This window comes from Rhodococcus oryzae (assembly GCF_005049235.1).
Taxonomy (GTDB): Bacteria; Actinomycetota; Actinomycetes; order Mycobacteriales; family Mycobacteriaceae; genus Rhodococcus_G; species Rhodococcus_G oryzae.
In genome coordinates, this window is record NZ_SUMD01000012.1 from 61,762 (window position 1) to 87,528 (window position 25,767).

Annotated in this window: 19 protein-coding genes and 1 tRNA gene; 5 read left to right on the forward strand and 15 right to left on the reverse strand. The window is 69.2% G+C overall.

From position 1 onward, the window contains the following. Positions 1-28: 28 nt before the first annotated feature. From FCG67_RS21305 to FCG67_RS21330, 6 genes are all read right to left on the reverse strand, one after another. Positions 29-808, reverse strand: coding sequence for an ABC transporter ATP-binding protein (locus FCG67_RS21305; protein WP_136911640.1), 780 nt, complete (start codon positions 806-808; stop codon positions 29-31). Continuing rightward, the gene (locus tag FCG67_RS21310; RefSeq protein WP_425467871.1) at positions 795-1,727 is read right to left on the reverse strand and encodes an ABC transporter ATP-binding protein; all 933 of its coding nucleotides are present in this window, start codon (positions 1,725-1,727) and stop codon (positions 795-797) included. The genes FCG67_RS21305 and FCG67_RS21310 overlap by 14 nt, the downstream gene beginning before the upstream one ends. Positions 1,728-1,753: 26 nt before the next feature. Further along, on the reverse strand, positions 1,754-2,890 hold the full coding sequence (locus tag FCG67_RS21315; RefSeq protein ID WP_425467872.1) for a branched-chain amino acid ABC transporter permease: 1,137 nt from the start codon (positions 2,888-2,890) through the stop codon (positions 1,754-1,756). Between the two features lie 119 nt (positions 2,891-3,009). Continuing rightward, entirely contained in the window at positions 3,010-4,047 is a 1,038-nt protein-coding gene (locus FCG67_RS21320) for a branched-chain amino acid ABC transporter permease (protein WP_136911642.1), read from the reverse strand. Between the two features lie 95 nt (positions 4,048-4,142). Then, the gene (locus FCG67_RS21325; RefSeq protein WP_246045206.1) at positions 4,143-5,342 is read right to left on the reverse strand and encodes a branched-chain amino acid ABC transporter substrate-binding protein; all 1,200 of its coding nucleotides are present in this window, start codon (positions 5,340-5,342) and stop codon (positions 4,143-4,145) included. Positions 5,343-5,661: 319 nt separating this feature from the next. After that, a complete protein-coding gene (locus tag FCG67_RS21330; protein ID WP_136911644.1) occupies positions 5,662-6,273 on the reverse strand; it encodes an ANTAR domain-containing response regulator in 612 nt (203 codons plus the stop codon). A 106-nt stretch (positions 6,274-6,379) separates the two neighbouring features. On the opposite strand from FCG67_RS21330, the gene FCG67_RS21335 reads away from it, so the two are divergent. The 3 genes from FCG67_RS21335 (at position 6,380) to FCG67_RS21345 (ending at position 7,485) form a co-directional block, all read left to right on the forward strand. Further along, positions 6,380-6,456 (forward strand) — tRNA-Leu (locus tag FCG67_RS21335). Positions 6,457-6,858: 402 nt separating this feature from the next. After that, a complete protein-coding gene (locus tag FCG67_RS21340; RefSeq protein WP_136911645.1) occupies positions 6,859-7,146 on the forward strand; it encodes a hypothetical protein in 288 nt (95 codons plus the stop codon). 99 nt (positions 7,147-7,245) lie between these two features. Beyond that, positions 7,246-7,485 (forward strand): hypothetical protein, encoded by a 240-nt coding sequence (locus FCG67_RS21345; protein WP_097213216.1) that lies wholly within the window; start codon positions 7,246-7,248, stop codon positions 7,483-7,485. 63 nt (positions 7,486-7,548) lie between these two features. Here FCG67_RS21345 and FCG67_RS21350 read toward each other — a convergent pair whose 3' ends face one another. From FCG67_RS21350 to FCG67_RS21360, 3 genes are all read right to left on the reverse strand, one after another. After that, the gene (locus tag FCG67_RS21350; RefSeq protein WP_246045207.1) at positions 7,549-8,946 is read right to left on the reverse strand and encodes an FAD-binding oxidoreductase; all 1,398 of its coding nucleotides are present in this window, start codon (positions 8,944-8,946) and stop codon (positions 7,549-7,551) included. Positions 8,947-8,998: 52 nt separating this feature from the next. Next, positions 8,999-11,857, reverse strand: a complete 2,859-nt coding sequence (locus FCG67_RS21355) for an ATP-binding protein (protein ID WP_136911646.1) — start codon at positions 11,855-11,857, stop codon at positions 8,999-9,001. Between the two features lie 76 nt (positions 11,858-11,933). Then, a complete protein-coding gene (locus tag FCG67_RS21360; protein WP_136911647.1) occupies positions 11,934-13,010 on the reverse strand; it encodes a phosphatidylinositol-specific phospholipase C domain-containing protein in 1,077 nt (358 codons plus the stop codon). Positions 13,011-13,125: 115 nt separating this feature from the next. Between FCG67_RS21360 and FCG67_RS21365 the strand changes: the two genes are divergently transcribed. Beyond that, positions 13,126-13,587, forward strand: a complete 462-nt coding sequence (locus FCG67_RS21365) for an SRPBCC family protein (RefSeq protein WP_136911648.1) — start codon at positions 13,126-13,128, stop codon at positions 13,585-13,587. A 15-nt stretch (positions 13,588-13,602) separates the two neighbouring features. Here FCG67_RS21365 and FCG67_RS21370 read toward each other — a convergent pair whose 3' ends face one another. After that, positions 13,603-14,586: an alpha/beta hydrolase gene (locus FCG67_RS21370; RefSeq protein ID WP_136911649.1), complete on the reverse strand. Its 984-nt coding sequence runs from the start codon at positions 14,584-14,586 to the stop codon at positions 13,603-13,605. A 304-nt stretch (positions 14,587-14,890) separates the two neighbouring features. On the opposite strand from FCG67_RS21370, the gene FCG67_RS21375 reads away from it, so the two are divergent. After that, complete coding sequence (locus tag FCG67_RS21375) at positions 14,891-15,082, forward strand: hypothetical protein (protein WP_136911650.1); 192 nt, start codon at positions 14,891-14,893, stop codon at positions 15,080-15,082. 9 nt (positions 15,083-15,091) lie between these two features. Here FCG67_RS21375 and FCG67_RS21380 read toward each other — a convergent pair whose 3' ends face one another. From FCG67_RS21380 to gltB, 5 genes are all read right to left on the reverse strand, one after another. Beyond that, a complete protein-coding gene (locus FCG67_RS21380; protein ID WP_136911651.1) occupies positions 15,092-16,951 on the reverse strand; it encodes an ABC transporter ATP-binding protein/permease in 1,860 nt (619 codons plus the stop codon). Positions 16,952-17,119: 168 nt separating this feature from the next. After that, positions 17,120-18,022: an acyl-CoA thioesterase gene (locus FCG67_RS21385; RefSeq protein ID WP_136911652.1), complete on the reverse strand. Its 903-nt coding sequence runs from the start codon at positions 18,020-18,022 to the stop codon at positions 17,120-17,122. After that, positions 18,023-19,441: a pyruvate kinase gene (pyk, locus tag FCG67_RS21390; RefSeq protein WP_136911653.1), complete on the reverse strand. Its 1,419-nt coding sequence runs from the start codon at positions 19,439-19,441 to the stop codon at positions 18,023-18,025. Between the two features lie 95 nt (positions 19,442-19,536). After that, positions 19,537-21,042, reverse strand: a complete 1,506-nt coding sequence (locus tag FCG67_RS21395) for a glutamate synthase subunit beta (protein ID WP_136911654.1) — start codon at positions 21,040-21,042, stop codon at positions 19,537-19,539. Beyond that, on the reverse strand, positions 21,035-25,618 hold the full coding sequence (gltB, locus tag FCG67_RS21400; RefSeq protein WP_136911655.1) for a glutamate synthase large subunit: 4,584 nt from the start codon (positions 25,616-25,618) through the stop codon (positions 21,035-21,037). Before gltB ends, FCG67_RS21395 begins: the two co-directional genes overlap by 8 nt. Between the last annotated feature and the right edge of the window lie 149 nt (positions 25,619-25,767).

The window sequence follows — 25,767 nt, forward strand, 5'->3', positions numbered from 1 at the left end:
CGACACCCGAGAACCACCCCGACCACCGCTACCCCACCCCGAGGTAGGCGCGCTTGATCGCCGGATCGGCGAGCAACTCCTTGCCGGTCCCGGTTTTGGTCACCTCGCCGGTCTCCAGGATGTAGGCCCGATCTGTCCGGGTGAGCGCCTGCTGCGCGTTCTGCTCGACCAGCAGGATCGTGGTGCCCTGCGCGTTGATCTCCGCGATGATCCGGAATATCTGCTGGATCACCATGGGCGCCAACCCCATCGACGGCTCGTCCAACATCAGCAGACGCGGCCGCGACATGAGCGACCGGCCGATGGCCAGCATCTGCTGCTCACCGCCGGACATGGTCCCGCCGACCTGGGTGCGGCGCTCCTCGAGCCGGGGAAACAGCTCGAACACCCACTCCAGGCGCTCGGAGTACGCGGCCTTCGTTTCGAATTTGCGTGCATAGCAACCCATGTCGAGGTTCTCCTGCACGGTCATCCCGGGAAACACGCCGCGCCCCTCGGGCGCCTGCACCATGCCCATCTTCACCCGCTCGTGCGCCTTCACGTGGGTGATGTCCCGGCCGTCGAACACGATGCGACCGTGGGTGAGCGGCAGCAGCCCGGACAACGCCCGCATGGTGGTGGACTTGCCCGCCCCGTTCGCGCCGAGCAGGGTCACCAGCTCACCGCGATCGACGTGCAGTGAGACCCCGTGCAGCGCCTGGATGCGCCCGTAGCTCACCGCGACGTCGGTCACCTCCAACAGCGGCCCCTCGGCGGTCGCGACAGAACCGGCCTGGCCGGCCTCCTCGGTCTTCCTATGCGATGGCATCGTCGGGCACCCCCAGGTAGGCAGCGATCACGGCCGGGTTCTCGCGGATCGCGGCGGGCAGGTCGTCGGCGATCTTCTTGCCGAACTCGAGGACCACGATGCGATCGGTCACGCCCATCACCAGGCGCATGTCGTGCTCGATCAGCAGCACCGTGAAGCCGTCGTCCCTGATCTTGCGGATCAGGTCCATCAAGGCGGACTTCTCGCTCGGGTTGAACCCGGCAGCCGGCTCGTCGAGGCACAACAGCTTGGGCTCGGTGGCCAGCGCCCTGGCGATCTCCAGTCGCCGCTGGTCGCCGTATGAGAGGTTCTTCGCCTTCTCGACCGCGCGGGGCGCGATGCCGACGAACTCCAGCAGCGCCATCCCGCGGGCAACGGCGTCACGTTCCTCGCGGCGGTGACGACGGGTCCGGAAGATCGCGCCGGGGACCGAGGTCCGGTGCCGGGCATCGGTGCCGACCACCACGTTCTCGAGCGCGGTCATCTCGCCGAAGAGCCGGATGTTCTGGAAGGTCCTGGCGATGCCGAGCCGCGTGATCTCGTTGCGCTTCGTCTTGGCCAGCGGCTCACCGTCGAACATCACCCGCCCGGCCGACGGCTTGTACACACCGGTGATGGCGTTGAAACAGGTGGTCTTGCCCGCGCCGTTGGGCCCGATCAGGCCGAGGATCTCGCCGCGCCGGATCTCGAAGGACACGTCGTCGAGCGCGACGAGCCCGCCGAAACGCACGGTCAGGCCCTCCGTCTTCAGCAGCGCCTGACCCTCGGCGGTCTCGATCTCCCGCTGCGGGGCCACCGCCTCGGCGACCGCCTCGGGGTCGACGAGTGCCGGGTCGATGGCCGCGACGTCCACCACGCCCGCGGTCGGCACATCCACCTCGGGCGCGAGGTTCGCGGCCATGTCCTCGTTGTCGAACATCGCGCCGCCCGCGCCAGGTCCCGCCGTCATCCGCCGACCTCCGTCCTTGCTCCGCTCGGCGCCGGACCGGCGCCCGGCGCGTCGCTGGGTCTACGTACAGCCTGGTAGATCTGCCTGCCGTAGGCCAGCAGTTTCTGCCGCGCCGGGAAAAGTCCCTGCGGGCGGAAGATCATCAGCACCACCAGCGCCAGGCCGAAGAACAGGTACTTGTAGTCGCCGAGCGACTGCCCGCCGATCTCGATCGACATCGCCCGGTTGGGCAGGTACACGATGATGAACGCGCCGACGATGACGCCGAGCTTGTTGCCCTGACCACCGATGACCACCGCGCACAGGAAGAGCATCGAGTTGATGACGTTGAACCCGGTCGGGTTGATGAACTGCACCTGCCCGGCGTAGAGCGCGCCGGACAGGCCGCCGATCGAGGCGCCGATGGTGAACGCCCAGAGCTTGAACTTGAAGGTCGGCACGCCCATGATCTCGGCGGCGTCCTCGTCCTCCCGGATCGCGACCCAGGCGCGGCCGACGCGGCTGCGCTCGAGGTTGCCGACCAGCAGCAGCGCGATGATCACCATCACCATCCCGACCCAGAACCACCACACACCGGAGTTCAGGTTGCCGCCGGTGTTGCCCGCCGAGAACACCCCGTACGGCTTGTCCTCGGTCTCGCCGAGGTGCGGGTACGCGATCTGGGAGAGCCCCTGACCGCCGTTGGTGACGTCGGTGAGGTTGTCGGCCAGCAGCCGGACGATCTCGCCGAAGCCGAGGGTGACGATGGCCAGGTAGTCGCCCCGTAGCCGCAGCGTCGGGGTGCCGAGTATCAGCCCGGTGAACGCGGTGATGGCCACCGCGATCGGCAGGCAGGACAGCCACGCCCAGTCCTCCGAGAAGAACCCGCTCTCGGTCATCTTGTTCCACGGGCTGTTCGGGCTCGTGAGCAACGCGACGGTGTACGCGCCGACAGCATAGAAGCCGACATAGCCGAGGTCGAGGAGGCCGGCCTGGCCGACGACCACGTTGAGGCCGATGGCGATGAGCGCGTACATCGCGAACTGGGCCATCACCCCGCCGAAGTCGGTGCCCGGGGTGTCCAGGATCGGCGGCCGCCAGACCGGCAGGATCGCGATCAGGGCGATCACCGGGACCCCGAAAAGCCACTGCATCGGCCGGGCCAGGCCGTTCCACCAGCTCCGGATCGCGTCGCCGACACCGTGTTTGTCGGGTTGGGGACCCTTGAGCAGCTCGGTCGGATCGGGCTGCGCCGCAGCCGGATTCTCGGTACTCATACCCGCGCCCTTCCCAGGCTCTCACCGAGGATCCCGGTGGGCCTGAACATCAGCACGACGACCAGCAGCACGAACGCGACCACGTCGCGCCACTCGGTGCCGAACAGCACCTGGCCGTAGTTCTCCATGACCCCGAGCAGCAGGCCACCGAGCAGGGCCCCGCGGAGATTGCCGATGCCACCGAGCACCGCCGCGGAAAACGCCTTGATCCCGAGGATGAAGCCGCCGTTGAAGATGATCCCGGACGGGATCTTCAGGGTGTACAGCAGCGCCGCCGCGCCCGCGAGGATGCCGCCGAGCAGGAAGGTCAGCATGATCACGCGCTCCCGCGAGATGCCCATCAGCGTCGCGGTGTCGGGGTCCTGGGCCACCGCCCGGATCCCCCGGCCGAACTTGGTCCGGTTGATGATCATGTCGGTGATCAGGGTGAGCAGCAACGCCGCCACGATGATCACGATGGTCACGTTGCTGACCGAGGCGCCGAAGATGCTGAACACCTCGACCGGCTGGACCAGCTTGATGGGCTGCTGCGCATTGGTGCCGCCGAGCCCCGGCCAGATCTCGGGGAGCACGTAGTGCACGAATTCCTGCAGCACAAACGACATTCCGATCGCGGTGATGAGGAAGGTGAGCGGTTTCGCCCCGCGCTTGCGCAGCGGCCGATAGGCGACGCGTTCGAGCCCAACCGCGGCGCCGCCCGAGACGGCCATGCCGAACAGCATGGCCAGACCGAGGAACACGACCGTCATGACGACGCCCTCGTTGTACGCATTGCCGCTCGGCGTGAAGCCGAGCAGCTCCAGCGCCACGTACTGCCCGAACATGCCGAGCATGAAGACCTCGGAGTGCGCGAAGTTGATCAGCCGCAGCACGCCGTAGACCAGCGTGTAACCGATCGCCACCAGTGCGTAGATGGCGCCGTAGCTCAGTCCGTCGATGGTCAGTTGCCAGAAGCTCGTCGTGAGCCCCTCGATATTGAAGTCGATATTGCCCGCGTAGAGGGTTGCCGAGGCGGCGAGGGAAGTCGCGATCATCGATGCCACTTTCAAGGTCGGGAGGCGCTACCGCGCCCCGACGACGCAGCCGGGGCCTGCACTGGAGCAGGCACCCGGCTGCGAGATCCGTTCTGTCAGTTGACCTTGTAAATCTGGATCAGGGCGTTGGACAGCTCGCCCTTGTCGTTCCACTGGTACTTCTTGCCGACGCCCTGCCCGTCGTAGTTCTTGACGAACTCCAGCATTCCGGCGCGGTCCTTCACCCCGGAGTCGATGGCCCTGAGCATGATCGTGGTCAGGTCGTAGCCCTCGACCGAGTAGACGCCGGGCGCCTGGCCGTTGAGCTCCTCGTACTGCTCTGCCAGCGCGGCGGGCGCCGGGACGCAGGGGCAGGTGAGAACCGCGCCGTTCGCGGATTCGCCTGCCTGCTTGACGAACTCGGGATCGTTGGTGCCGTCACCGGAGCTGAAGGTCGCGGTCACCCCGCCCTCGCGGAGCTGGGTCACGAACGGCGCCGCCTCGGCGTAGTAGCCCGAGTACCAGATCGCGTCGGGCGACTCTGCCTTGATCTGGGACACAGTGGCCGAGAAGTCCTTCTGACCGGTCTTGACGCTGGCCGAACAGGCGGGATCCGCTGCGGCGCCGAGGGTCTCGGTCACAACGCGGGCCAGGCCGACGCCGTAGTCGGAATCGTCCTGCACGACGCACACCTTCTTCGCGTCGAGCGTCCCGGTGAGGTACTTGGCGACGACCGAACCCTGGCTGTTGTCGTTGCCGAGGCCCCGGAAGAAGGTGGTCCAGCCGTTCTCGGTCAGTGTGGGGTTGGTGGCCGACGCGGTGAGGAAGGGCAGCCCGCTCTGGTTGAAGATCGGGCCGGTTGCCTTGGTCTCGCCGGAGAAGGCCGGTCCCAGCAGGCCGACGATCGACGCGTTGCTCACGATGTTCGGCGCCACCTGGGTCGCCTTCTGCGGGTCACCCTCGGTGTCGAAGGTCTCCATCTCGACCTGGCAGTTCGGGTTGGCCTGGTTGTGCTTGTCGAGGGCGAGCTTGGCCCCGTACAGGATGTTCTGCCCGAGCGCGGCGTTGGCGCCGGTGAGCGCGCCCGCCATCGCGAGCGAGACCCCCGAGCAGGTGGCGTTGCCGCTGCCCGCGGGATCGGCCGCGTCGGTGACGTCGGTGCTCGCGACCTCGTTGCCCGCCGAATCGAGCAGCACCCCCGGCTGAATGCTGAGCGCGCTCGACTCCCCCGTTCCGCTGGTTTCCGACGATCCGCCGTCGGTCGTCTTGCTGCTACAGCCCGCGACGGCTAGCGCTGCTGCGACTCCAACGATCAACGCGCCTCTCGCTGTACGACGGTGCACGTCCCACCTCCGAAATCTGTGCGCCCCGGACAATTCCGGAGGGGCCGTCCGCCAGCCCGGACAAAACATAACCGTGCGGCAATGCCCGTGCATCACATTGAAGTAGTTCGCCGCGCCGACCCAATTGCGACAGGCAAACTATACGACCGACCAAGAATGGCCGCGTATTGGAGAAAGCGCAGGTGACAGCGATATTTGCGAGGTCTGCATCATTTCGTCACCCAATGCAGAAAGACCGCATCTTCGCCTCGAAACACTTCGTTAGCGCAATGGTTACATTGCGTGTCGCGGGCTATTTCGAGTCGAGCGTCTCGATCACGATCTTGGCGACGGCCTTCATGGAGGTCCGCCCGTCCATTGCCGCCCGCTGGATCCAGTTGAACGCCTCGGGCTCGCTCAGCGACTGCGACCGCATCAGCGCACCCTTGGCCCGCTCGATGAGCTTGCGCGACTCCAGCCGATCGGCCAACGTCGCAACCTCCCGCTCGAGCGCGGAGATCTCGGCGAACCGGCTCGCGGCCAACTCCACGGCAGGCACCAGATCCGCCTTCGAGAACGGCTTGACCAGATAGGCCATGGCGCCGGCATCGCGGGCCCGCTCGACGAGCTCGCGCTGACTGAAGGCGGTCAGGATCACCACCGGCGCAATGCGCTTGGACGCGATCTCCGAGGCCGCATCGATCCCGTCGCGCAGAGGCATCTTCACGTCCATGATCACCAGATCCGGCTTGAGCGTCTCCGCCAGCTCGACCGCCCGCTGGCCGTCGCCCGCCTCGCCGACCACGTCGTAGCCCTCCTCGCGGAGCATCTCCACCAGGTCCATCCGAATGAGGGTCTCGTCCTCGGCGACCACCACTCGGCGGGCAACGGCGCCGTCACCCTGCGCGGCCGGAGCGTTCGTCATCACCAATCCCCCTCGGTCGTCAGCCTCGCCCGAGTCAGGCGCCGCACCATTGAAGGGTACCGGTGCTTGACGCGTCGACACGATCTTCTACAGTGGACAACCGCCAGCCCTCGTATCCCAATTGGCAGAGGAAACGGATTCAAAACCCGTGCAGTGTGAGTTCGAGTCTCACCGAGGGCACCACGAAGATTCAGGCCGAACCCCCGTTTCGAGTTCCTGACGTCTATCCGTATCCCATGTCATGGGACTCGTCCCGGACACACTCCTGCCCCTCCCTTCGACCGGACTCATGCGCGCACCCGTTCGACGGGACGCCGACTCCGAACTCGATTCGAAATCGACTGTGCACCAGATATTTTCGCTCGAACCACCCGTTTCGCACCGCAGCCGACGGATCACGATCTCGTGCGGGAGTCCATGGCGGCGCGCGGACAACCTGCGCACACCCGTGCACGCGCGAACTGAACCCTCGCAATAGGCCAACAGGAGGCGCACGATTAGTGAAGGACTCGGATTCCGATAGGCGGACCGCGACCGCAACCGTGCTCCCTTGCGAGGCCGAGCCTGCTGCTCTAGGAGGACGTCATGAACACCATCACACTGCGTACGGCGACCGCTGCGGCCCTGATCGCCCCGGCGCTCGCACTCACACTCGGGGCCGGGCAGGCCGGGGCCACGGCTCCAGAGCCTCCCACCACTCCCCCTGCCGTCACCGAGACGACACCCGTGGCCCCCGACCTGATCACTCCGGTGGTACTCCTGCCCGGACAGACGACGTGGCAAGGCGCCCTCGGCACCGTCCTCGCCTGCGCACCCTGGGGACTCATCCCGCTCATCGGGCCCAACGTCGCCTTCCCGATCTGCCTCGCCTGACGGCACCCGCTACCCGCCCCTCATCCACCCCGCACCAGCGCCGGGTGCGGTAACCCTCCGCGGCGATGAGTCGGGAATCCACACCGATACGGTTGCACCATGACGAACGCCGGCCTTGCCGACCGTGCCTGCCTCCCGATGAGCGACGGCGACCGCGTCCGCCTGTTGCTCGACATCGTCGAGCTGGCACAGACCCGCGTCGGTCCCGACGAGGTCAACGACCTCGCCGGACCCGCGCTGGCTGCGCACGGGGTCGCGCTCACGCAGGACATGGCACGGGGCTGGAACCTGGCCCTCGAGATCCTGACCCGCACCCTGGAGGCCCGACTTCCGCAGTGACGTCGCCTGCCGGGACGGTTCGGCGCGAACCCCTCGTGCGCGCCGAACCATCCCGGCGTGCCGTCACCAGCGCGCGGCGGCGGCGAACAATCCGTTCGGGTCGAACCGGTCACGGATCTCGGACAACCGTCGGCGCTCCTGCGGACCCCAGGCCGCCCGTACCCGGTCGGCGGGGGCGCCGTCGGCTCCGCCCGCGAAGTTCATCAAGGCCCCGCCGGTCCCCCACGGCTCCATCGCGGACAGCACCGAGTCCAACGCACCCGGGACGACGTCCGCGATGGGTGGCGCGAGCACGCCGACCGCGAAGAGGCTGAACGCCGCGTCCCTGCCCGCCACCGCGTTCGGGACCTCGGCGCCGCGCGCCAGCGCCCCACCCATAGCCCGGATCTCCGCCAGCACCAGTGGCAGGCCCCCAGCGGGCCCGACCGTGGCGAGGAACTCGTCGATCGCCTCGGCCGGCAGCCGGCGCAACAGCATGGACCGCTCGGCGCCCGGCATCGGGTCGGTGGGATCGGCGTGGATCGACCCCACATCCGCGTACATGATCTCGGTGACGGTATCGATGATCGGCTCGGCCAGCGCGCGCAGCGGTGCCAGCAGCTCCTCCCCGTCCTCCGTCTCGCTGACGTGCGCATAACGCAGGTGCAGCACGGTGCGGCCGCGCAGGGCCTCGGGCAGGACGGGCAGCGGCGGGAAGTTCACCACCGCGACCGAGGAGCTCACCGACTCGGGAATCCGGTGCACCCAGTCCCGCCAGCCGTGCAGGACCCGCGGCGCGTCGAGGAAGTCGAAGAACATGCCGCCTGCGTACACGGTCTGAATCGGGAAGAGCCGGAACGTGATCTGCGTGACGATCCCGAACGCCGCCCCGCCGCCGCGCAACGCCCAGAACAGGTCCGGTTCACTCGTCTCGCTGACCCGGCGCAACTGGCCGTCGGCGGTCACCACCTCGATCTCGATGACATGGTCGGCCGCGAAACCGTGGGTCCGGGCCACCGGGCCGATCCCGCCGCCGAGGGTGTAGCCGACGACCCCGACCTCCGTCGCGGACCCACACAGCGCGGCGAGCCCGTGTGGTGAAGCGGCGTCGAGCACCTGCTGCCACCGCACACCCGCCCCGACGGTCGCCGTCCTGGCGTGCGGGTCGATGACGATCGAGTCGAGGAGCCGGGTGTTGATCAGGATCGACCCGGGGCCGGTGGCCGCGGCGCCGTGCCCGGTGGCCTGGACCGCGATCGACAACCCGGCGGCGGCCGCGGTCCCGACGGCCGCCGCGACGTCCGCGGCGCTCGACGCGACCAGCACCGCAGCCGGACGGTGCGCGGTGGCGGTGTTGAACGACGCGACGGACAGGTCGAAGCCGCCGTCGCCCGGCGCGTGCACCGGTCCGGCCGTTGCGGCGCCAAGGCGCTCGGCCAGTGAGGGCAGGACGGGTGAGGATTCTTCGATGCTGGTGGACACGGGGATCCCTTCGCTCGATCGGAACTGTCCACCACAGGACAGCCGACCGCTCTTACCGCGCTCTTACGGCCGGCTTGGCACGCTCTCCCCCGACCAGGCCGGACAGCAGCGCGTTGATCTGCGCCCGGTCGAGGTCCGCTCCCCGTGCGGCGTGCAGGGCGTAGTCCTGTGCGCTGAGCGCATCGCGCACCGCGGCCGCCTCCCGGGGACCGTCGATCGGGTCCATCCCCTCCGGCAGGAACCCGATCCGGCCGCCCAGTGACTGCACCGCCCCCGCGAGCACGGCGGCCTCCACGGGGCGCCCGGCGCCGGCCAGGACGGCGGCGGCGGTGTGCATCAGCACCAGCCAGGACGTCACGTCACCGTCCTCCTCGATGACCGACTGCATGTCCCCTGCCGCCGACATCGCGGCCGCCACGTCGCCCGCGTCCATCGCCGACTTCATCAGAGCCCACGTCGAGGAGCCGACCGACCACCTGTTGCCGATGCGCTCGGCGATGGCGATCGCCGTCACCAGCTCCGCGCGCGCCTCGAGCGGGCGGCCGTGATTGCGCAGCAACATCCCGTAGACCATCCGGGCGTCCGCCTCGGCGAAGCCGGACCCGAGTCTGCGCGCGGTCGCGGCGCTCTCGCGGACGAGCTCGAGACCCGCGTCGTGGTTGCCGTCCATCGACAGGAAGTAGCCGCACCATGCGCTCAATCGGGCTGCCTCGGCACGGTCGCCTGTCGCCGCCCACGCGGCGGCGGACTCCCGCGCGGCGTCGGACGCGGCAGCCCTGTTCCCGGTGAGATAGGTCAACGACGCGACGCCTGCCATCGCGCGCGCGAACTGTCGCCGTTCGGGGGCGAGGTGGTCCGCCGCGACCGCGTCGAGGGCCGCGTGCAGGAAGCCGAGTCCCTCCCCGATACGGCCCATCCGATACCAGAACCAGTACAGCCCACCGGCCAGCTCGAGGGCGTAATGCGGCTCACCCGCGGCGAGCGCGGACACCAGCGCCGCGCGGTGCTCGGCCTGGTCGGCGGAGAGCTCCCGCATCACCTCCGCCGAGTTCGGGCCGTACAGCGCGGACTGGCGGGCGGCGACCCGGGCCAGCACATGCGTCCGGTGCCTCGCCTCGGTCCGCCGACGCTCCGCCGGGTCGGACTGCTGCCACGCGAAATGCTTGATGGTCCGCAGCATTCGGTAGCGCCGGGGCGAGGTGCCCGGCAGGACGGTGAGCAGCGATCGGCGCACCAGGGCGGTCAGCGGCTGCACCGCGGCGACCGCCGACGGAGCCCCGGTGACGGCCGCGGCTCCGTCGATGTCAAAGCTGCCCGCGAACACCGCCACCTGCCGCAGCACGACCGCCTGCTGGTCGTCCAGCAGCCGGTAGCTCCAGTCGATGGTGTCCGCGAGCCTGCGCTGCCGGGGTGGGGCGCTTCGAGACCCACCGCGCAGGAGGGTGAAGCGATCCTCCAACCCGTCGGCGATCTGCTGCTCCGAGAGCACCCGCAGCTGTGCGGTCGCGAGTTCGATGCCGAGCGGGATGCCGTCGAGTTCGGCGCAGATCGTGCGCACCGTCGCGGCATTGGCCTCGCCGAGGGCCCACCCGGGCACCACGCCGCCCGCGCGCGCCGCGAACAGATCCCGTGCCTCGTCCGGTGCGAGCGGCGGGACCTCGTGCAGCGCCTCGCCGTCCACCTCGAGGGGTTCGCGGCTGGTGGCGAGCAGCTGCACCTCCGGGCACAGGTCGGCAAGCGTGACGGCCAGCGCCGCGGCCTCCGCGACGACGTGCTCGCAGTTGTCGAGGATCATCAACATCGTTTTTCGCCCGGCCAGCACTCCGGCGAGGTGCTCCGCGCTGCCGACCCCTGGCAGCCCGAGCGCCGATGCCACCGCGGGCACGATCAGCGCGCCGTCGGTGAGGGCGCCGAGATCCACCATCCACGGGCCGTCCGCGTCACGTCTGCGCCGCGCGACCTCGATCGCGAGTCTGGTCTTGCCAACCCCACCCGGTCCGACGAGGGTGACCAGGGGGTGTTCGCGCAGCGCCGTGGCAACCGATTCGATGTCGGTCGCCCGGCCCACCAGCAGGCTCCGTGGAGAAGGCAGGTTGGGCGCCCCCGGCTGGTCGGGTTCGGCCGGGGGCGGCGGCGCCGCCTGACCGTGCAGCGCGGCGTCCTGCGCCAACACGGCAGCCTCGAGCTGTCGCAGACCCATGCCGGGGTCGATGCCGAGTTCGTCGTCCAGGATCGCCCTGATCCGGCGCAGCGCGGCCAGCGCGTCGGACTGTCGACCGCCGCGGTACAGCGCGAGAACCAGGATCTCCCAGATCCGCTCGTCCAGGGGATGTTCGGCGGCCAGGGCCTCCGCCTCCGCGGCCACCTCCGCGAATCGCTCCCGGCGCAGGCCCACCTCGAGCAGCGACCTGCGGGTCTCGAGGTGCATCGCGGTCAGCCGGGCGATCTCGGGCGTGGTGAACTCGGAACCGGCGATGTCGGCGTACGGCGAGCCCCGCCACAGCGACAGTGCCTCCAGGTAGGCGGCCGCCGCCCCGTCCGCGGAGGTGTCCGCGGCCTCGGCGCCGAGCCGGACCAACTCCTCGAACCGCGCGACGTCGACGCTTCCGCGCTCGGCGGACAGCAGGTACCGGCTGCCGTCGCGCACCAGCACCCCGTCCTCGCGCCTGGCCCTGTCCGGGCTGAGCAGATCGCGCAGTTTGGAGATCGCGACGTGCAACGAACTGAGCTTGGGCTGGTCCAGGTCGTGCCACACCTGGGCCAGGAGACGGTCGGCGGACACGGAGTGCGGGTAGGCGAGGACGAGCGCCGCGAGCAGCGCGCGCTGACGGGCACCACCGAGGTCTATCGGGCGTCCGTCGCGGAGCGCGGCGACGGGCCCGAGCACCCGTAGTTCCAGGCCGTCCGGCATGCCCGCCCCCTCCTCAGCGCCGCCGATTCCCCTGAGCGCCAGAGGTTACCGGACGCGCCTGCCCGCCCGGGCCGTCTCAGCCCCTCGGCACGACCCTCGAGAGCACCCCGGGCAGCGGGTGCCAGTCCGCGGTCACCACGCTCGCGTTGCCTGCCGCGAGTTCGTCGACGCGGGCCCGCGCCGCTTCCTCCGACGGACTGGTGCCGTCGATCGCGGGGGCGACCTGGTGCGCGTCGGTCATCACCAGGAGGTAGCCGCGATCGCGATACCAGCCCGTGTCGATGCCGCCGTTCACGAACGCGGCGGCGTCCCCGTCGAAGATCACGAACCACGGCCGGATCGTGGCGTCCGGATACCGGGCCTGGCGGGGGTCGCCCGCCTCGGCGCGATGCACGGCGGGGAAGGCGACGGCCTCGTCCAGCGTGCCCGCCGCGGCCAGATCCCGGAGGTGGGTGGCGTATTCGACGTCCGTCCACAGCGGATCGGCCGGGTTCTTCTCCTCCACGGTCCCCGGGATCAGCTCGACGATGAACTTGCCCGCCAGCTCGCCCCGCCCGGGCCAGCCGTCAGCGCGCACGGCCTCGTCGAGGGTGACGGGCGCGCCGCCGGTCAGATCGGACGGCCGGAACAGCGCGGAGCCGAGCCGATCGTCGAGAAGGGCGTCGAACTCGCGCGGGCCGAGCCCGCCGGGGGCGTTGAAGCCGTCCTTCATCTCGATCTTGATCATCACCGGCCGATGGCCGGGGTTCGCGTCGTGCCAGACCCGGAGATCGGCGAGGCACCCGGCGAGATCCTGATCCCGGGACAGGCCCCGCAACTGCTCCGGCGCGGTCGCGTTCGCGCAGTTGTTGGCGTTCGCCAGCGGATTCTCGTGCGAGACCCGCCAATCACTCATGCCGCCACCCTTGGCAACCACGTCGAAACTGTTGGTCCAGACGTCGAGTTCGATCAGGCCCGCTCCCGAATCCAGCGCGTCCGCGAGGTGCTCGTACGTCTGCTGCTCGTAGGCGTTGTGCACGCCGACCGCGGTGGTCGCCGAGTACGGCGATCCGGATGCGCCCACCGTATCCGCCTGGGCGGGCGCGGCACTGACCAGCAGGACCGCAGCGGTGGCGGCAAGGGCGGCGATGCCTGCCCGTCGAGAAGGATTCACGTGGTGCTGCCTTTACGATGAACGGAGGGTGAACACCGGGCAGCGTACGGGCATCGAGCGCCGCCGGGTTCCGTTCCAGCCGAGTTGGATACCTCCCGAACGAAGGGCACCGACCTTGTCGAACACCGAGATTCAGCTCACCCAGCACGTGGCGGCGACGCCTGCGAAGGTCTGGGCGGTGCTCACCGACCTCGACGCGGCCGCGACGACGCTCACCGGGGTGATCAGCACGGAGCGGGTCGCGGGCGAGGGCTACGTCGTGGGCACCCGCTGGCGGGAGACCCGCAAGATGCTGGGCAAGGAAGCAACCGAGGAGATGTGGGTCGCCGAGGTGGACCCGGAGCGCCGGACCGTGGTGAAGGCGAACTCCCGCGGCGCCGACTACACGACGTCCTTCACCCTCGCCCCGAGCGGCGACGGCACCGACCTCTCGATGACCTTCACCGCGGACCCCGGCAAATCCAGCGTCCTGGCGAAGCTGCTGATGAAGGTCTTCGGCGGTCTCGGCGCGAAGGCCACCGCGAAGATGATGGCGCAGGATCTGCGGGACATCGCGGCCGCCGCCGAGGCGGCCTGACTCCGGTTCGCCGGGTCAGGCGCCGATCGAGGCCTTGAGCATCGGCAGCATCGCCCACAGCTGGTCCTGCCAGTACGGCCATGCGTGGGTTCCCGTCGCCGGGAAGTCGAAGTGGGCGGAATCGATGCCCATGGTCATCAGCCGCACCTGGAAGGCCCTGGTCTGGGCCAGCGAGAGCGCCTCGAGGCCCATTCCCGTCGCGGTGTTGACGTAGTCGATCGGGTACACCGGGCGGTTGTGCACGCCCGGCAGACCGCTGCCTGCCGCGATCCACATCGGTAGCCCGCGCAGGCCCTCGGCCTGGACGAACGGGTCGTGCCGCAACCAGGCCGCGTCCCAGGGCGGGCCCCACATGCAGTCCGAGTTGTACAGACCCGCGTCGAGCATCGCGATGCGGATGGCCTCCCGCATCCCGGGCGCCGACAGGTTGAGGTAGCCCGACATCGCGCCGGCGAAGGTGAACTGGTTGCGGTGGTGGGCCGCCAGGATCAGTGCCGCGTTGCCGCCCATCGACAACCCGACGACGGCGTTACTGGTGCGGCTGATGCCGTATCTGGCCGCGAGGTGGTCGGGCAGGTTCTGGGTGAGAAACGACTCCCACATGTACTTGTACGGCTGGTTGGTGAAGTTGTTCGGGGCATACCAGTCCGCGTAGAAGCTGGACTCGCCGCCGACCGGTTCGATCACGTTGACGCCGTGATCCGACAGCCAGGCGGCGTTGGTCTCGTGTTCCCAGCCGCTCATGTCGTTGGTCGCCCGGATCCCGTCGAGCAGGTAGACGGCCTTGTTGCTGCCGTTGTTCGCCAGCCACATCCGGACCTTGATGTGCCCGACCCCGCCGGGCGCAGGCACCCAGTCCTCGTGGAACCGGTCGTACGGATTGGCCGAGGCGGGCGCGGCGGCGCCGAGCGCCAGTCCGAGCGGTAGCACCAGTGCCGCGATCAGCAGCAGCACCGCGGTCCGTGCTCCGTCTTGGACACCCCTCGTAGATCCGCGCATCGCCATCGACCTCCGTCGTGACATGAGTCACATTGGCACCACGCTATTCCCCTCGCCCGCCCCCGAGTCGCCTGCTCCGCGCAATCGTTACCTGCATGTGGCCCGGCCCGACACCGTTCCGCGACCCCGAACACCCCGGTGCGCTGGAGAGACCAGCCAAAGAATTACCATCAAACCAACCGATAGGTATGTCCGTTTTGGATACATTGACCGGCGAATGTGGCACGGCCACGAAGATCCTTGGGGAGGGGCGGCATCATGCGGGGAACGTGGTCGAATCGGGGACGCCGGAGGGCGGTCGGTCATGCCTAGGCCAGGCCCGGTCCGGCCCCTGGTCGGGGTCAAGATGGACGCCGTGCGGATCGAGGAGTACGACGCCCAGGCCCAGCAGGAGGGCCTGCTGATGAAGTCCGGCAAACCCAACCGATCCGAACTGATCCGGATCAAGCTGGCGTTCGCCGACGAGCACATGCCGAACGGCTGGCGCCCCGTCTGACCGCCCGTCCTACACCGTCACCGGCACCGGGGACAGGTCCCATGGCCCGTCGCCCGCGAGCTGTAGCTGCTGGGCGTGGTGCTGGTCGACCGTGCTGCGGTGGCTGACGCTGACCAGAATGGTGTCGGGCACCTCGGTCCGGATCAGGCTGTACAGCGAGTACTCGAGTCCCTCGTCGACGGCGGAGGTGGCCTCGTCCAGGAACACCAGCTCCGGCCGGATCAGCAGGATGCGGGCGAACGCGATCCGCTGCTGCTCGCCCGGCGAGAGGATCTTCGCCCAGTCCGCCTCCTCGTCGAGCCGATCGACCAGGTTCGCGAGCTGCACCTTGCGCAGGGCCTCCCGAATCGACTCGTCGTCGAGTTCGTCCGGCGTGCCCGGATAGGCGGCGGCGGTCCGCAGGTCCCCGAGCGGCAGGTACGGCATCTGGGACAGGAACAGCGTCTTGGTCCCGGCGGGCCGCCGGACCTGCCCCTCGGTGAAGGGCCACATCTCGGCGAGGCTGCGCAGCAGGGTGGTCTTACCACTGCCCGAGCGCCCCTTGACCACGAGGGTGTCGCCCGGCGCCATCGACAGGTCCAGGTCCTCGATCAGCGAGAACCCGTCCGGCCTGCGCACCTGCACGCCCTCGACCCGCAGCGCGCCCTCGAGCTCCGAGACCGCGATCGCGGGCAGTTCCCGCGAGTCCGAGTTGGCGTCCATCAGACCGTTGAGACGGATCAGGCTGGCCCGGTACCCGGCGAAGACGTCATAGGACTCCCGGAAGAACGAGAGCGAGTCGTGCACCTGGCCGAATGCTGTCGCGGACTGCGTCATGTCGCCGAGGGTGATCGTCCCGTTGAAGAACCGCGGCGCCTGGATGATGAACGCGAACACCTCGGCGATCTGGTTGACCACCAGGTTCCAGCCGTTGAACTTCAAGGTACGAAAGACGATTCGCCAGTAGTTGCGGATGACGGCGGCAAAGCGGAAGAGCAGCCCGTGCCGCTCGACGCCCTCGCCCCGGTAGAAGGCGACGTTCTCGGCGCTGTCGCGGACCCGGACCAGCGCGTAGCGGAAGTTCGCGGTGAGCCGCTCGTTCCAGAAGTTCAGCTGGATCAGCGGCCGGCCGATCCAGAACGCCACGATGGTCGAGAGCAGCACGTACCCGAACACGAGAAAGACCATGGCGCGCGGGATCTCGGTGCCGAACACCGTCAGCGGCCCGGACAGGTCCCAGAGGATGGTCGTGAACGACACCAGGGAGACGATCGCGCCGACCGCACCCATGGACAGCGAGCGCGAGATAGTGACGAAATCGGTGATGTCGGCCTGGATGCGCTGATCGGGGTTGTCGATGGTCTCGTCGACGAACCGGTCGCGATAGAACGCACGCCCGTGCAGCCAGTCGGTGGTCACGTGCTCGGTCAGCCACACCCGCCAGCGGATGTCGAAGGCCTGGCCGATGTAGAAGATCAGCAGTGATCGGGCGACGTGGATCGTGGCCAGCACCCCGAAGATCCACAGGCTCCGCCAGAACGCCGCCTTCGCCGCGTCCAACGCACCGACATCGCCCTGGGCGTAGGACTGCGCGGCCATCTGTAGCGCGGTGTACATCTCGTTGCCCTGGTACGAGAACAGCACGGTCATGCGGACCGCGAAGACCGTCATGAACAGCACCACAGCCAGCAGTGCGTACACCGGCGCACTCTCGCGGCCCTTGAAGTAGTCGCCGCTGATGCGCCAGAACTGCCTGCCCCACCGGGTGGTCCGGAAGAGCACGTAGGCGATCAGGACGAAGCACACCGCCGCGATGGCGAATGCCCGGAATGTCCACATCAGGCTGGTGACGACCTCGTTGTCCCAGTCGAGTCCGCCGTCTTCCGACATACGCCACCCCATTCACGCGGTCACGCGCGCGAGCGACCAGCACGCCCACGCCGTAGAGATGGCGAAGTCTAACCCCGATGACACCCGTGCAGCGCGACCAACGGCACCGCCGTGCCGTTCCTGCACGCCGTCAACGACTTTCGCGCGCAGTAGCGATGGGCCGGTCGGCTACTTCCGGCTCGGGAAGTGCCGGATCAGGCCCTCCTGCACCACGGTCGCGAGCAGCTGCCCCTCGAGCGAGAAGAACCGGCCGGTCGCCAACCCGCGGGAGCCGGCCGCCACCGGCGACTCGGTCGCGTACAGCACCCACTCGTCGAACCGGAACGGCCGGTGGAACCAGATCGAGTGGTTCACGGTGGCCGCGACGATCCGGTCCAGGCCCCACGACAACCCGTGGGTGGTGATGATCGAGTCGAGCACCGTGGTGTCCGAGGAGTAGCCCATCGTCGCGACGTGGAGCAGCGGGTCGTCGGGCAGCTCGCCGTCCGCCTTCATCCAGACCCGGTTGTGGTTGAGCTTCTCCCCAGTGCCCTTGAGGATCCAGCTCGGGTCGTTCGCGTAGCGCATGTCGATCGGCTTGAGGGCGTTGACGAACATCTGCAGCCGGTCCTCGTACCCGACGAAGTGATCGCCGAGCGGCGGCAGGGTGTCCGGGTACGGCACGTCCGGGACCTCGACCGCATGCTCGAGACCCTTGCCCCAGTCCTGGAAGGCCACGAGCATCACGAACAGCTCCTGGTCGTCCTGGTAGGCGACGACCTGGCGGTTCGCGAAGGCCCGGCCATCGCGGTGGCGCTGCACCCGGTACTCGATCGGCCGCTTCACATCGCCGCCCCGGATGAAGTGGGCGTTGATGGCGTGCACCGGCCGGTCACCGGACACCGTGCGCCCGGCCGCGATGATCGCCTGGGACACCAGCTGGCCGCCGAACGTCCGGCTGCCGAGCTGGGCCTGGGGCGGGTGCTGCCCGAGGAACACGTCCTCGTCGAGCTGCTCGAGGTCGAGCACGCTGAGAAGGATGTCGAGATCCCCCGCCCGAACGGGACGGGGCTGTGCCCCCAGGTCAGTCACCTAGTGGTCCTCTTCTCCGATGCGGTGCACGTGAATCAGGTTGGTCGAGCCTACGGTGCCCGGGGGCGAACCGGCCACGATCACGACGAGGTCGCCCTTGTTGTACCGGCCGAGGGACAGGAGCGCGGTGTCGACCTGCCCGATCATCTGGTCCGTCGTCGAGACCGGCGACACCAGGAAGGTCTCGGTGCCCCAGGTCAGGGTCAGCTGGCTGCGCACCTCCGGCAACGGGGTGAACGCGAGCAGCGGCAGGTGCGTGTGCAGCCGGGCCAGCCTGCGGACCGTGTCGCCGGACTGGGTGAACGCGACCAGCGCCTTTGCGTCCAGGCGCTCGCCGATGTCGCGTGCCGCGTAGGAGATCACGCCGCGCTTGGTCCGCGGGACGTGGGTCAGCGGGGGCACCCGGGTGGACTCGGCCTCGACCGCTTCCACGATCCGGGCCATCGTCTGCACGGTCTCCATCGGGAACTTGCCGACCGAGGTCTCGCCCGACAGCATCACCGCGTCGGCGCCGTCGAGCACGGCGTTCGCGACGTCGGAGGCCTCGGCGCGGGTCGGCCGGGAGTTCTCGATCATCGACTCGAGCATCTGCGTCGCGACGATCACCGGCTTGGCGTTCTCCCGCGCGATCTGGATGGCGCGCTTCTGCACCAGCGGCACCTGCTCGAGGGGCAGCTCGACGCCGAGGTCGCCGCGGGCCACCATCACCGCGTCGAAGGCCAGCACCACGGCCTCGAGGTTCTCGATGGCCTCGGGCTTCTCCAGCTTCGCGATCACCGGGACCCGGCGGTCGAGGCGGTCCATGACCGCGTGCACGAGCTCGATGTCCGCGGGCGACCGCACGAAGGACAGTGCGATGAAGTCCACGCCGAGGCGCAGTGCGAACTCGAGGTCCTCGATGTCCTTCTCGGACATGGCAGGCACCGAGACATCCATGCCGGGCAGCGAGACGCCCTTGTTGTTGCTGACCGGACCGCCCTCGGTCACCTCGCAGACGACGTCGTTGCCGTCGACGGCGGTGACCGTCAGTCCGACCTTGCCGTCGTCGACCAACAGCCGATCGCCGGGCTTGGCGTCCTTGGCCAGCTCCCGGTACGTGGTGGAGACGCGGTCGTGGGTGCCGTCGCAGTCCTCGACGGTGATCCGCACCTCCTCGCCGTTCTCCCACACCGTGCTGCCGGTGGCGAAGCGGCCGAGCCGGATCTTCGGGCCCTGCAGGTCGGCGAGGATGCCGACGGCCTTGCCGGTCACGTCCGAGGCCTCGCGGACCCGAATATAATTCTCCTCGTGGTCGGCGTGTTCGCCGTGACTGAAGTTCAACCGGGCCACGTCCATGCCGCTCTCGACGAGCTCACGAATGCGATCCCCGGTCGCGGTTGCGGGGCCGAGCGTGCACACAATTTTCGTCCGTCGGGTCACGCGTCGAGCCTAGTCGGTGCCCTCACTCATCTCCATCGCAGGCGGTGAATTGTGCATACATACAAACAATTAGACCCTTTGCGTTTGCCTGCGATTCACACTACGGCGAGCGGCAGCGCCGTCGGGTGTACGGGCGACGGCAGGTCCGAGTGACCCGAGAGGTACACGTCGACGCCGCGCGCCGCCGACCGGCCCTCGGCGATCGCCCACACCACCAGCGAGGCCCCGCGGTGCGCGTCGCCGCACACGAAGACGCCAGGCGCCGTGGTCTGCCAGTCCGGCCCACACGACAACACGCCGCGCCGGGTCAGCGACAGGCCCAGATCGTCGAGCATTCGGCTGTACTCGACGCCCTCGAATCCGATCGCGAACAGCGCCATGTCACAGGGCAGTTCGACCTCCTCGCCGACGGGCCGGACGTGCCTGCGCCCCTCCGCGTCCCGGCTGACCTTCACCTCCGCCAGCACCATCGACCGCACGTTGCCCTGCTCGTCGCCGAGGAAGCGCTGCACCGCCACCTCGTAGCGCCGGACACCGCCCTCGGCGTGCGCGGGCGAGGTGCGCAGCACCATCGGCCAGGACGGCCACGGGGAACGTTCGTCGTCGCGTTCGGTTGGCAGCTCCGGGTTGTAGTCGAGCTGGGTCACCGACGCCGCGCCCTGACGGTGCGCGGTCCCGAGGCAGTCGGCCCCGGTGTCGCCGCCCCCGATGATCACCACGTGCTTGCCCTTCGCGGTGATGGGGCTCGCCCCGTCACCCTCGCATTCCCGGTTCGACGGCACCAGGTGGTCCATCGCCAGGTGGATGCCCTTGAGCTCGCGACCCTCCACGGTCGTGTTGTCCCGCGCCCGCAGCGCACCGACGGCCAGCACCACGGCGTCGAACCGGGCGCGCAGCTGCTCGACGGTCAGGTCGACGCCCACCTCGCAGTCGGTGACGAAATGGGTTCCCTCCGATCGCATCTGGGACAGGCGCCGCTCCAGGATCGACTTGTCCATCTTGAACGCGGGGATGCCGTACCGCAGCAATCCGCCGAGACGGTCGTCTCGCTCGAACACCGTGACGTCGTGCCCTGCCCGGGTGAGCTGTTGCGCCGCGGCCAGTCCACCGGGTCCCGAGCCGACCACCGCGACCTTCTTGCCCGTGCTGATCACCGGGTGCTGGGGCACGACGATGCCGCCATCCCACGCCGCGTCCGCGATGGCCTGTTCGATCCGCTTGATCGTCACCGAGCCGCCGGTGTCGTTCTCGGCTATCGACAGCACGCACGCCGCCTCGCAGGGCGCCGGACAGACCCGGCCCGTGAACTCCGGGAAGTTGTTGGTGGCGTGCAGCCGTTCACTGGCCGCGCCCCACCGGTCACGGCGCACCAGGTCGTTCCAGTCGGGTATCAGGTTGCCCAGCGGGCAGCCCGCGGAACCGGAGTGGCAGAACGGAACCCCGCAGTCCATGCACCGGGTCGCCTGCTCGGCCACCTCCCTGGCCCGCTCCGCGGCGGGCTGCTCCGCATAGACCTCGTCCCAGTCGCCGATGCGCTCGGTGACCGGGCGCTTGGGCGCGTCCTTCTTGACCACCTTCATGAAGCCCTGGGGATCAGCCACGAGCCGCCTCCATGATCGCAGTGTCCACGTCCCGGCCCTCGGCGCGAGCGAGTCGGGTCGCGTCGAGCACCCGCTGGTAGTCGACCGGCAGCACCTTGGTGAACAACGCGCTTCGCCGCGGCCAGTCCGCCAGCACCGAGGCCGCCAACGGCGACCCGGTCCAGTGCCGGTGCTGCGCGACCGCCTCGGACAGCCACGCGAGGTCGTCGGCATCGAGCGGCTGCAGCGTGACCATGGCCGGGTTCACCATCTCCGGATCCAGGTCCAGCACGTACGCGATGCCGCCCGACATGCCCGCCGCGAGGTTGCGCCCCGTGCGCCCGAGCACCACGACGCGCCCGCCGGTCATGTACTCGCAGGCGTGGTCCCCGACGCCCTCGACGACCGCGGTGGCGCCGGAGTTTCGCACCGAGAACCGTTCGCCCACCAGTCCGCGCAGGTAGACCTCGCCGGACGTGGCGCCGTAGAGGATCGTGTTGCCGGCGATCACCTGGGTCTGCGCCGCGAACGTCGCGTCCGGGGACGGCCGGACCACGATCCGGCCACCCGAGAGTCCCTTGCCGACATAGTCGTTCGCGTCGCCGATCATGTCGATCGTCACCCCGGGCGGCAAGAAGGCTCCAAGCGACTGGCCCGCCGAGCCGGTCAGCTCCACCCGGATGGTGTCATCCGGCAACCCCTCCGCGCCGTAACGGCGGGTCACCTCCGACCCCAGCAGGGTGCCGACCGTGCGGTTGACGTTGCGCACCGGCAGCTCCAGCCGCACGGGGTGCGCATCCTCCAGCGCGCCCTCGGCGAGCTGGATCAGGGTGCGGTCCAGCGCCAGCTCCAGACCGTGGTCCTGATCGCGCTGCCTGCGGCGCTGGGTCATCGGCGTGCCCTCGCGGTCGGTCGGGATCTCGAAGATCGCCGACAGGTCGAGCCCGCGGCTCTTCCAGTGAGCGATGCCCTCCGCGGTCTCGAGCACGTCGGCCCGGCCCACCGCCTCGTCGACGCTGCGGAACCCGAGCTGCGCCAGGTACTCCCGCACGTCCTGGGCGATGAACCGGAAGAACTCCTCGACGAACTCCGGCTTGCCGTTGTACCGCTTGCGCAATTCCGGGTTCTGGGTGGCCACCCCGACCGGACAGGTGTCGAGGTGGCAGACCCGCATCATGATGCAGCCGGCCACGATCAGCGGCGCCGTGGAGAACCCGAACTCCTCCGCGCCGAGCAGGGCCGCCACCATGACGTCGCGGGCGGTGCGCATGCCACCGTCGCACTGGACGGTGATCCGGTCCCGAAGGCCGTTGAGCACCAACGTCTGCTGCGCGTCGGCGAGACCGATCTCCCATGGCGCGCCCGCATGTTTGAGGGAGGTCAGCGGGGAAGCCCCGGTGCCGCCGTCGTGGCCGGAGATGAGCACCACGTCGGCGTGCGCCTTCGACACCCCGGCCGCGACCGTACCGACGCCGACCGAGCTGACCAGCTTCACGTGCACGCGGGCCTGCTCGTTCGCGTTCTTCAGGTCGTGGATGAGCTGGGCCAGATCCTCGATGGAGTAGATGTCGTGGTGCGGCGGCGGGGAGATCAGACCGACGCCCGGCGTCGAGTGCCTGGTCTTGGCCACCCACGGATACACCTTGTAGGCGGGCAACTGACCGCCCTCCCCCGGCTTCGCGCCCTGCGCCATCTTGATCTGGATGTCGGTACCGTTCACCAGGTAGTCGCTGGTGACGCCGAACCGGCCGCTGGCGACCTGCTTGACCGCGCTGCGCCTGCGCGGATCGTAGAGCCGGTCGGTGTCCTCGCCGCCCTCCCCCGAATTCGACCGCCCGCCAAGGTTGTTCATCGCGATCGCCATCGTCTCGTGCGCCTCGGCCGAGATCGAGCCGTAGCTCATCGCGCCGGTGTTGAAGCGCGTGACGATGGACTCCACCGACTCCACCTCGTCGATCGGGACGGGCTCGCGCAGTCCCTCACGGAACCGGAACAGCCCGCGCAGCGCGCCTCCCGCCGCGGCCAGCCGGTTGACCTCCTCGCTGTACCGGGCGAACACCTCGTGCTGGCCCGACCGGGTCGCGTGCTGGAGCAGGAACACCGTCTCGGGGGTGAACAGGTGCAGCTCGCCCTCCCTACGGAACTGGTATTCGCCGCCCACCTCCAGGCGGCGGTGCGCGCGGTCGGTCGGGTTGTCCGGGTACGCGATCCGCTGCCGGATCCGGACCTCCTCGGCGAGCACGTCGAGACCGACCCCGCCCAGTTTGCTGACGGTGCCGGTGAAGTACTCGTCGACCAGTTCCCGGTCGAGTCCAATGGCCTCGAAAACCTGTGCCGCCGTGTAGGACCCGACGGTCGAGATGCCCATCTTGGACATCACCTTCAGCACGCCCTTGCCCAGCCCGGTCAGGTAGTTGCGGACCGCGATCTGCGGCTCCACGCCGACGAGCTCGCCCTCACTGACCAGGTCCTCGATGGACTCCATGGCCAGGTACGGGTTGACCGCGGCGGCGCCGAAACCGATCAGCAACGCCAGGTGGTGTACCTCGCGCGCGTCGCCGGTCTCGACGACCAGCGCCACCTTGGTCCGCTCCTTCGTCCGCACCAGGTGGTGGTGCACGGCGGAGACCGCGAGCAGCGACGGGATCGGCGCGCGGGCGTGGTCCGAATCGCGGTCGGAGATGATCAGCGTCCGGTACCCCGCCGCGATCGCCTCGCTCGCCGCCGACCGCAACTCCTCGATCGCCTCGGCCATGCCCGTGCCGCCGCGCTCGACGTCGTAGAGCGCGCGCAGCACGGTGGCGGCCAGACCCTGGTTGTCGCCGTCGTCGTTGATGTGGATGATCTTGCCGAGCTCGTCGTTGTCGAGCACCGGCCAGGGCAGCACGATCTGCCTGCACGACGCGGCGGTCGGTTCGAGCAGGTTCTGTTCCGGTCCCATCACCCGCGAGAGGGACGTGACGACCTCCTCCCGGATCGCGTCCAGCGGCGGGTTGGTCACCTGTGCGAACAGTTCGATGAAGTAGTCGTAGAGCAACCGCGAGCGCTGGGACATGACCGCCACCGGGGTGTCGGTGCCCATCGAGCCCAGCGGCTCGCCGGGCGCGGAGGCCATGGGGGCGAGCAGGATCCGGAGGTCCTCCTCCGTGTATCCGAAGACCACCTGCCGCAGCACCACCGACTCGTGTGGATGCTGCATGTGCGCGCGTTCGGGCAGCTCTCTGAGCTCGAGCAGCCCGCTGTGCAGCCACTCCGAGTACGGACGCTCCAAGGCCAGCCGCAGCTTGGCCTCCGCGTCCGGCACGATCCGGCCGGCCGCGGTGTCGACGAGGAACATCTGGCCGGGTTCGAGCCTGCCCTTGGCCACCACCTCGGACGGCGGCACGTCGAGTACGCCGCTCTCGCTGGCGAGGATCACCCGCCCGTCCGCCGTCTGCCACCACCGGCCTGGACGCAGGCCGTTGCGGTCGAGCACCGCCCCGACCTCGGCGCCGTCGGTGAAGGTCACGCAGGCGGGGCCGTCCCACGGCTCCATCAGCGAGGCGTGAAAGCGGTAGAAGTCGCGCCGCTCGGCGTTCATCTGGGCATCGTTCTCCCACGCCTCCGGGACCATCATCATCACCGCGTGCGCGACGCTGCGGCCGCCGAGATGCAGCAGCTCGAGCACCTCGTCGAAGGACGCGGAGTCCGAGGCCTCGGGCGTGCAGATCGGGAAGAGCCGTTTGAGGTCGCCGGGAATCAGCGCGCTGGCGAGCAGCGCCTCCCTGGCGTGCATCCGGTTCCGGTTCCCACGCACGGTGTTGATCTCGCCGTTGTGCGCGACGAATCGGAACGGATGCGCGAGGGGCCAGGACGGGAAGGTGTTGGTGGAGAACCTGCTGTGCACGATCGCGATCGCGCTGTGGCAGCGATCATCGCGCAGGTCGGGGAAGAACGCCGGCAGCTGCGCGGTGGTCAGCATCCCCTTGTAGACGATCGTCCGGCTCGACAACGACGGGAAGTACACCCCCGTGCCATCGGCCTCGACCTGGGGGCTCACCTGCTCGGCGCGCTTGCGCAGCCCATAGACCAGGCGATCCAGTTCCAGGCCAGCGGGCCTGCCGTCCGGACCCGCCGGTGCCGCGACGAACAGCTGGCTCATGTGCGGCATGCAGTCGCGCGCGGCGCGCCCGATGTCCGCGCCGTCGGGGTCGACCGGCACCTCGCGCCAGCCGAGCACCTCGAGTCCCTCGTCCTCGGCGATCGCACGGATCCGCTCGATGGCCGCGGCGCGTCGATCCGGATCCTGCGGGAGGAAACAGATCCCGGCGGCGTAGGTGTTCGCGCCGTCGGGGTTCGGCTCGGGCAGCTCGAACCCGGCCACCTCGGCCAGCAGGGCGGTCGGCAGCTGCAACAGGATGCCCGCGCCGTCACCGCTGTTCGGTTCGGCGCCAGCGGCGCCGCGGTGTTCGAGATTCGCCAGGGCGAGGAGCCCGTCCGCGACGATCGAGTGCGAGCGCCTGCCGAGGATGTCGGCCACCATCGCGACACCGCAGGAATCGGCCTCCTGGGCCGGGTCGTACAGCCCCTGCGGCGCGGGCGAGCGAGAGAACAGCAACGGGCACCTCCACATCGGCCGGGAAGGCTGCCGGGTGTGGCGCGCGGGGCCATCGCACGGAGCCTCGGCTGGCGGGTCCCACCGGGTCGGGTGGAGATCACACCAGTTCGGGGTTCCGGGACGACTCTGGCCCGAAAAGAAAACTCCGA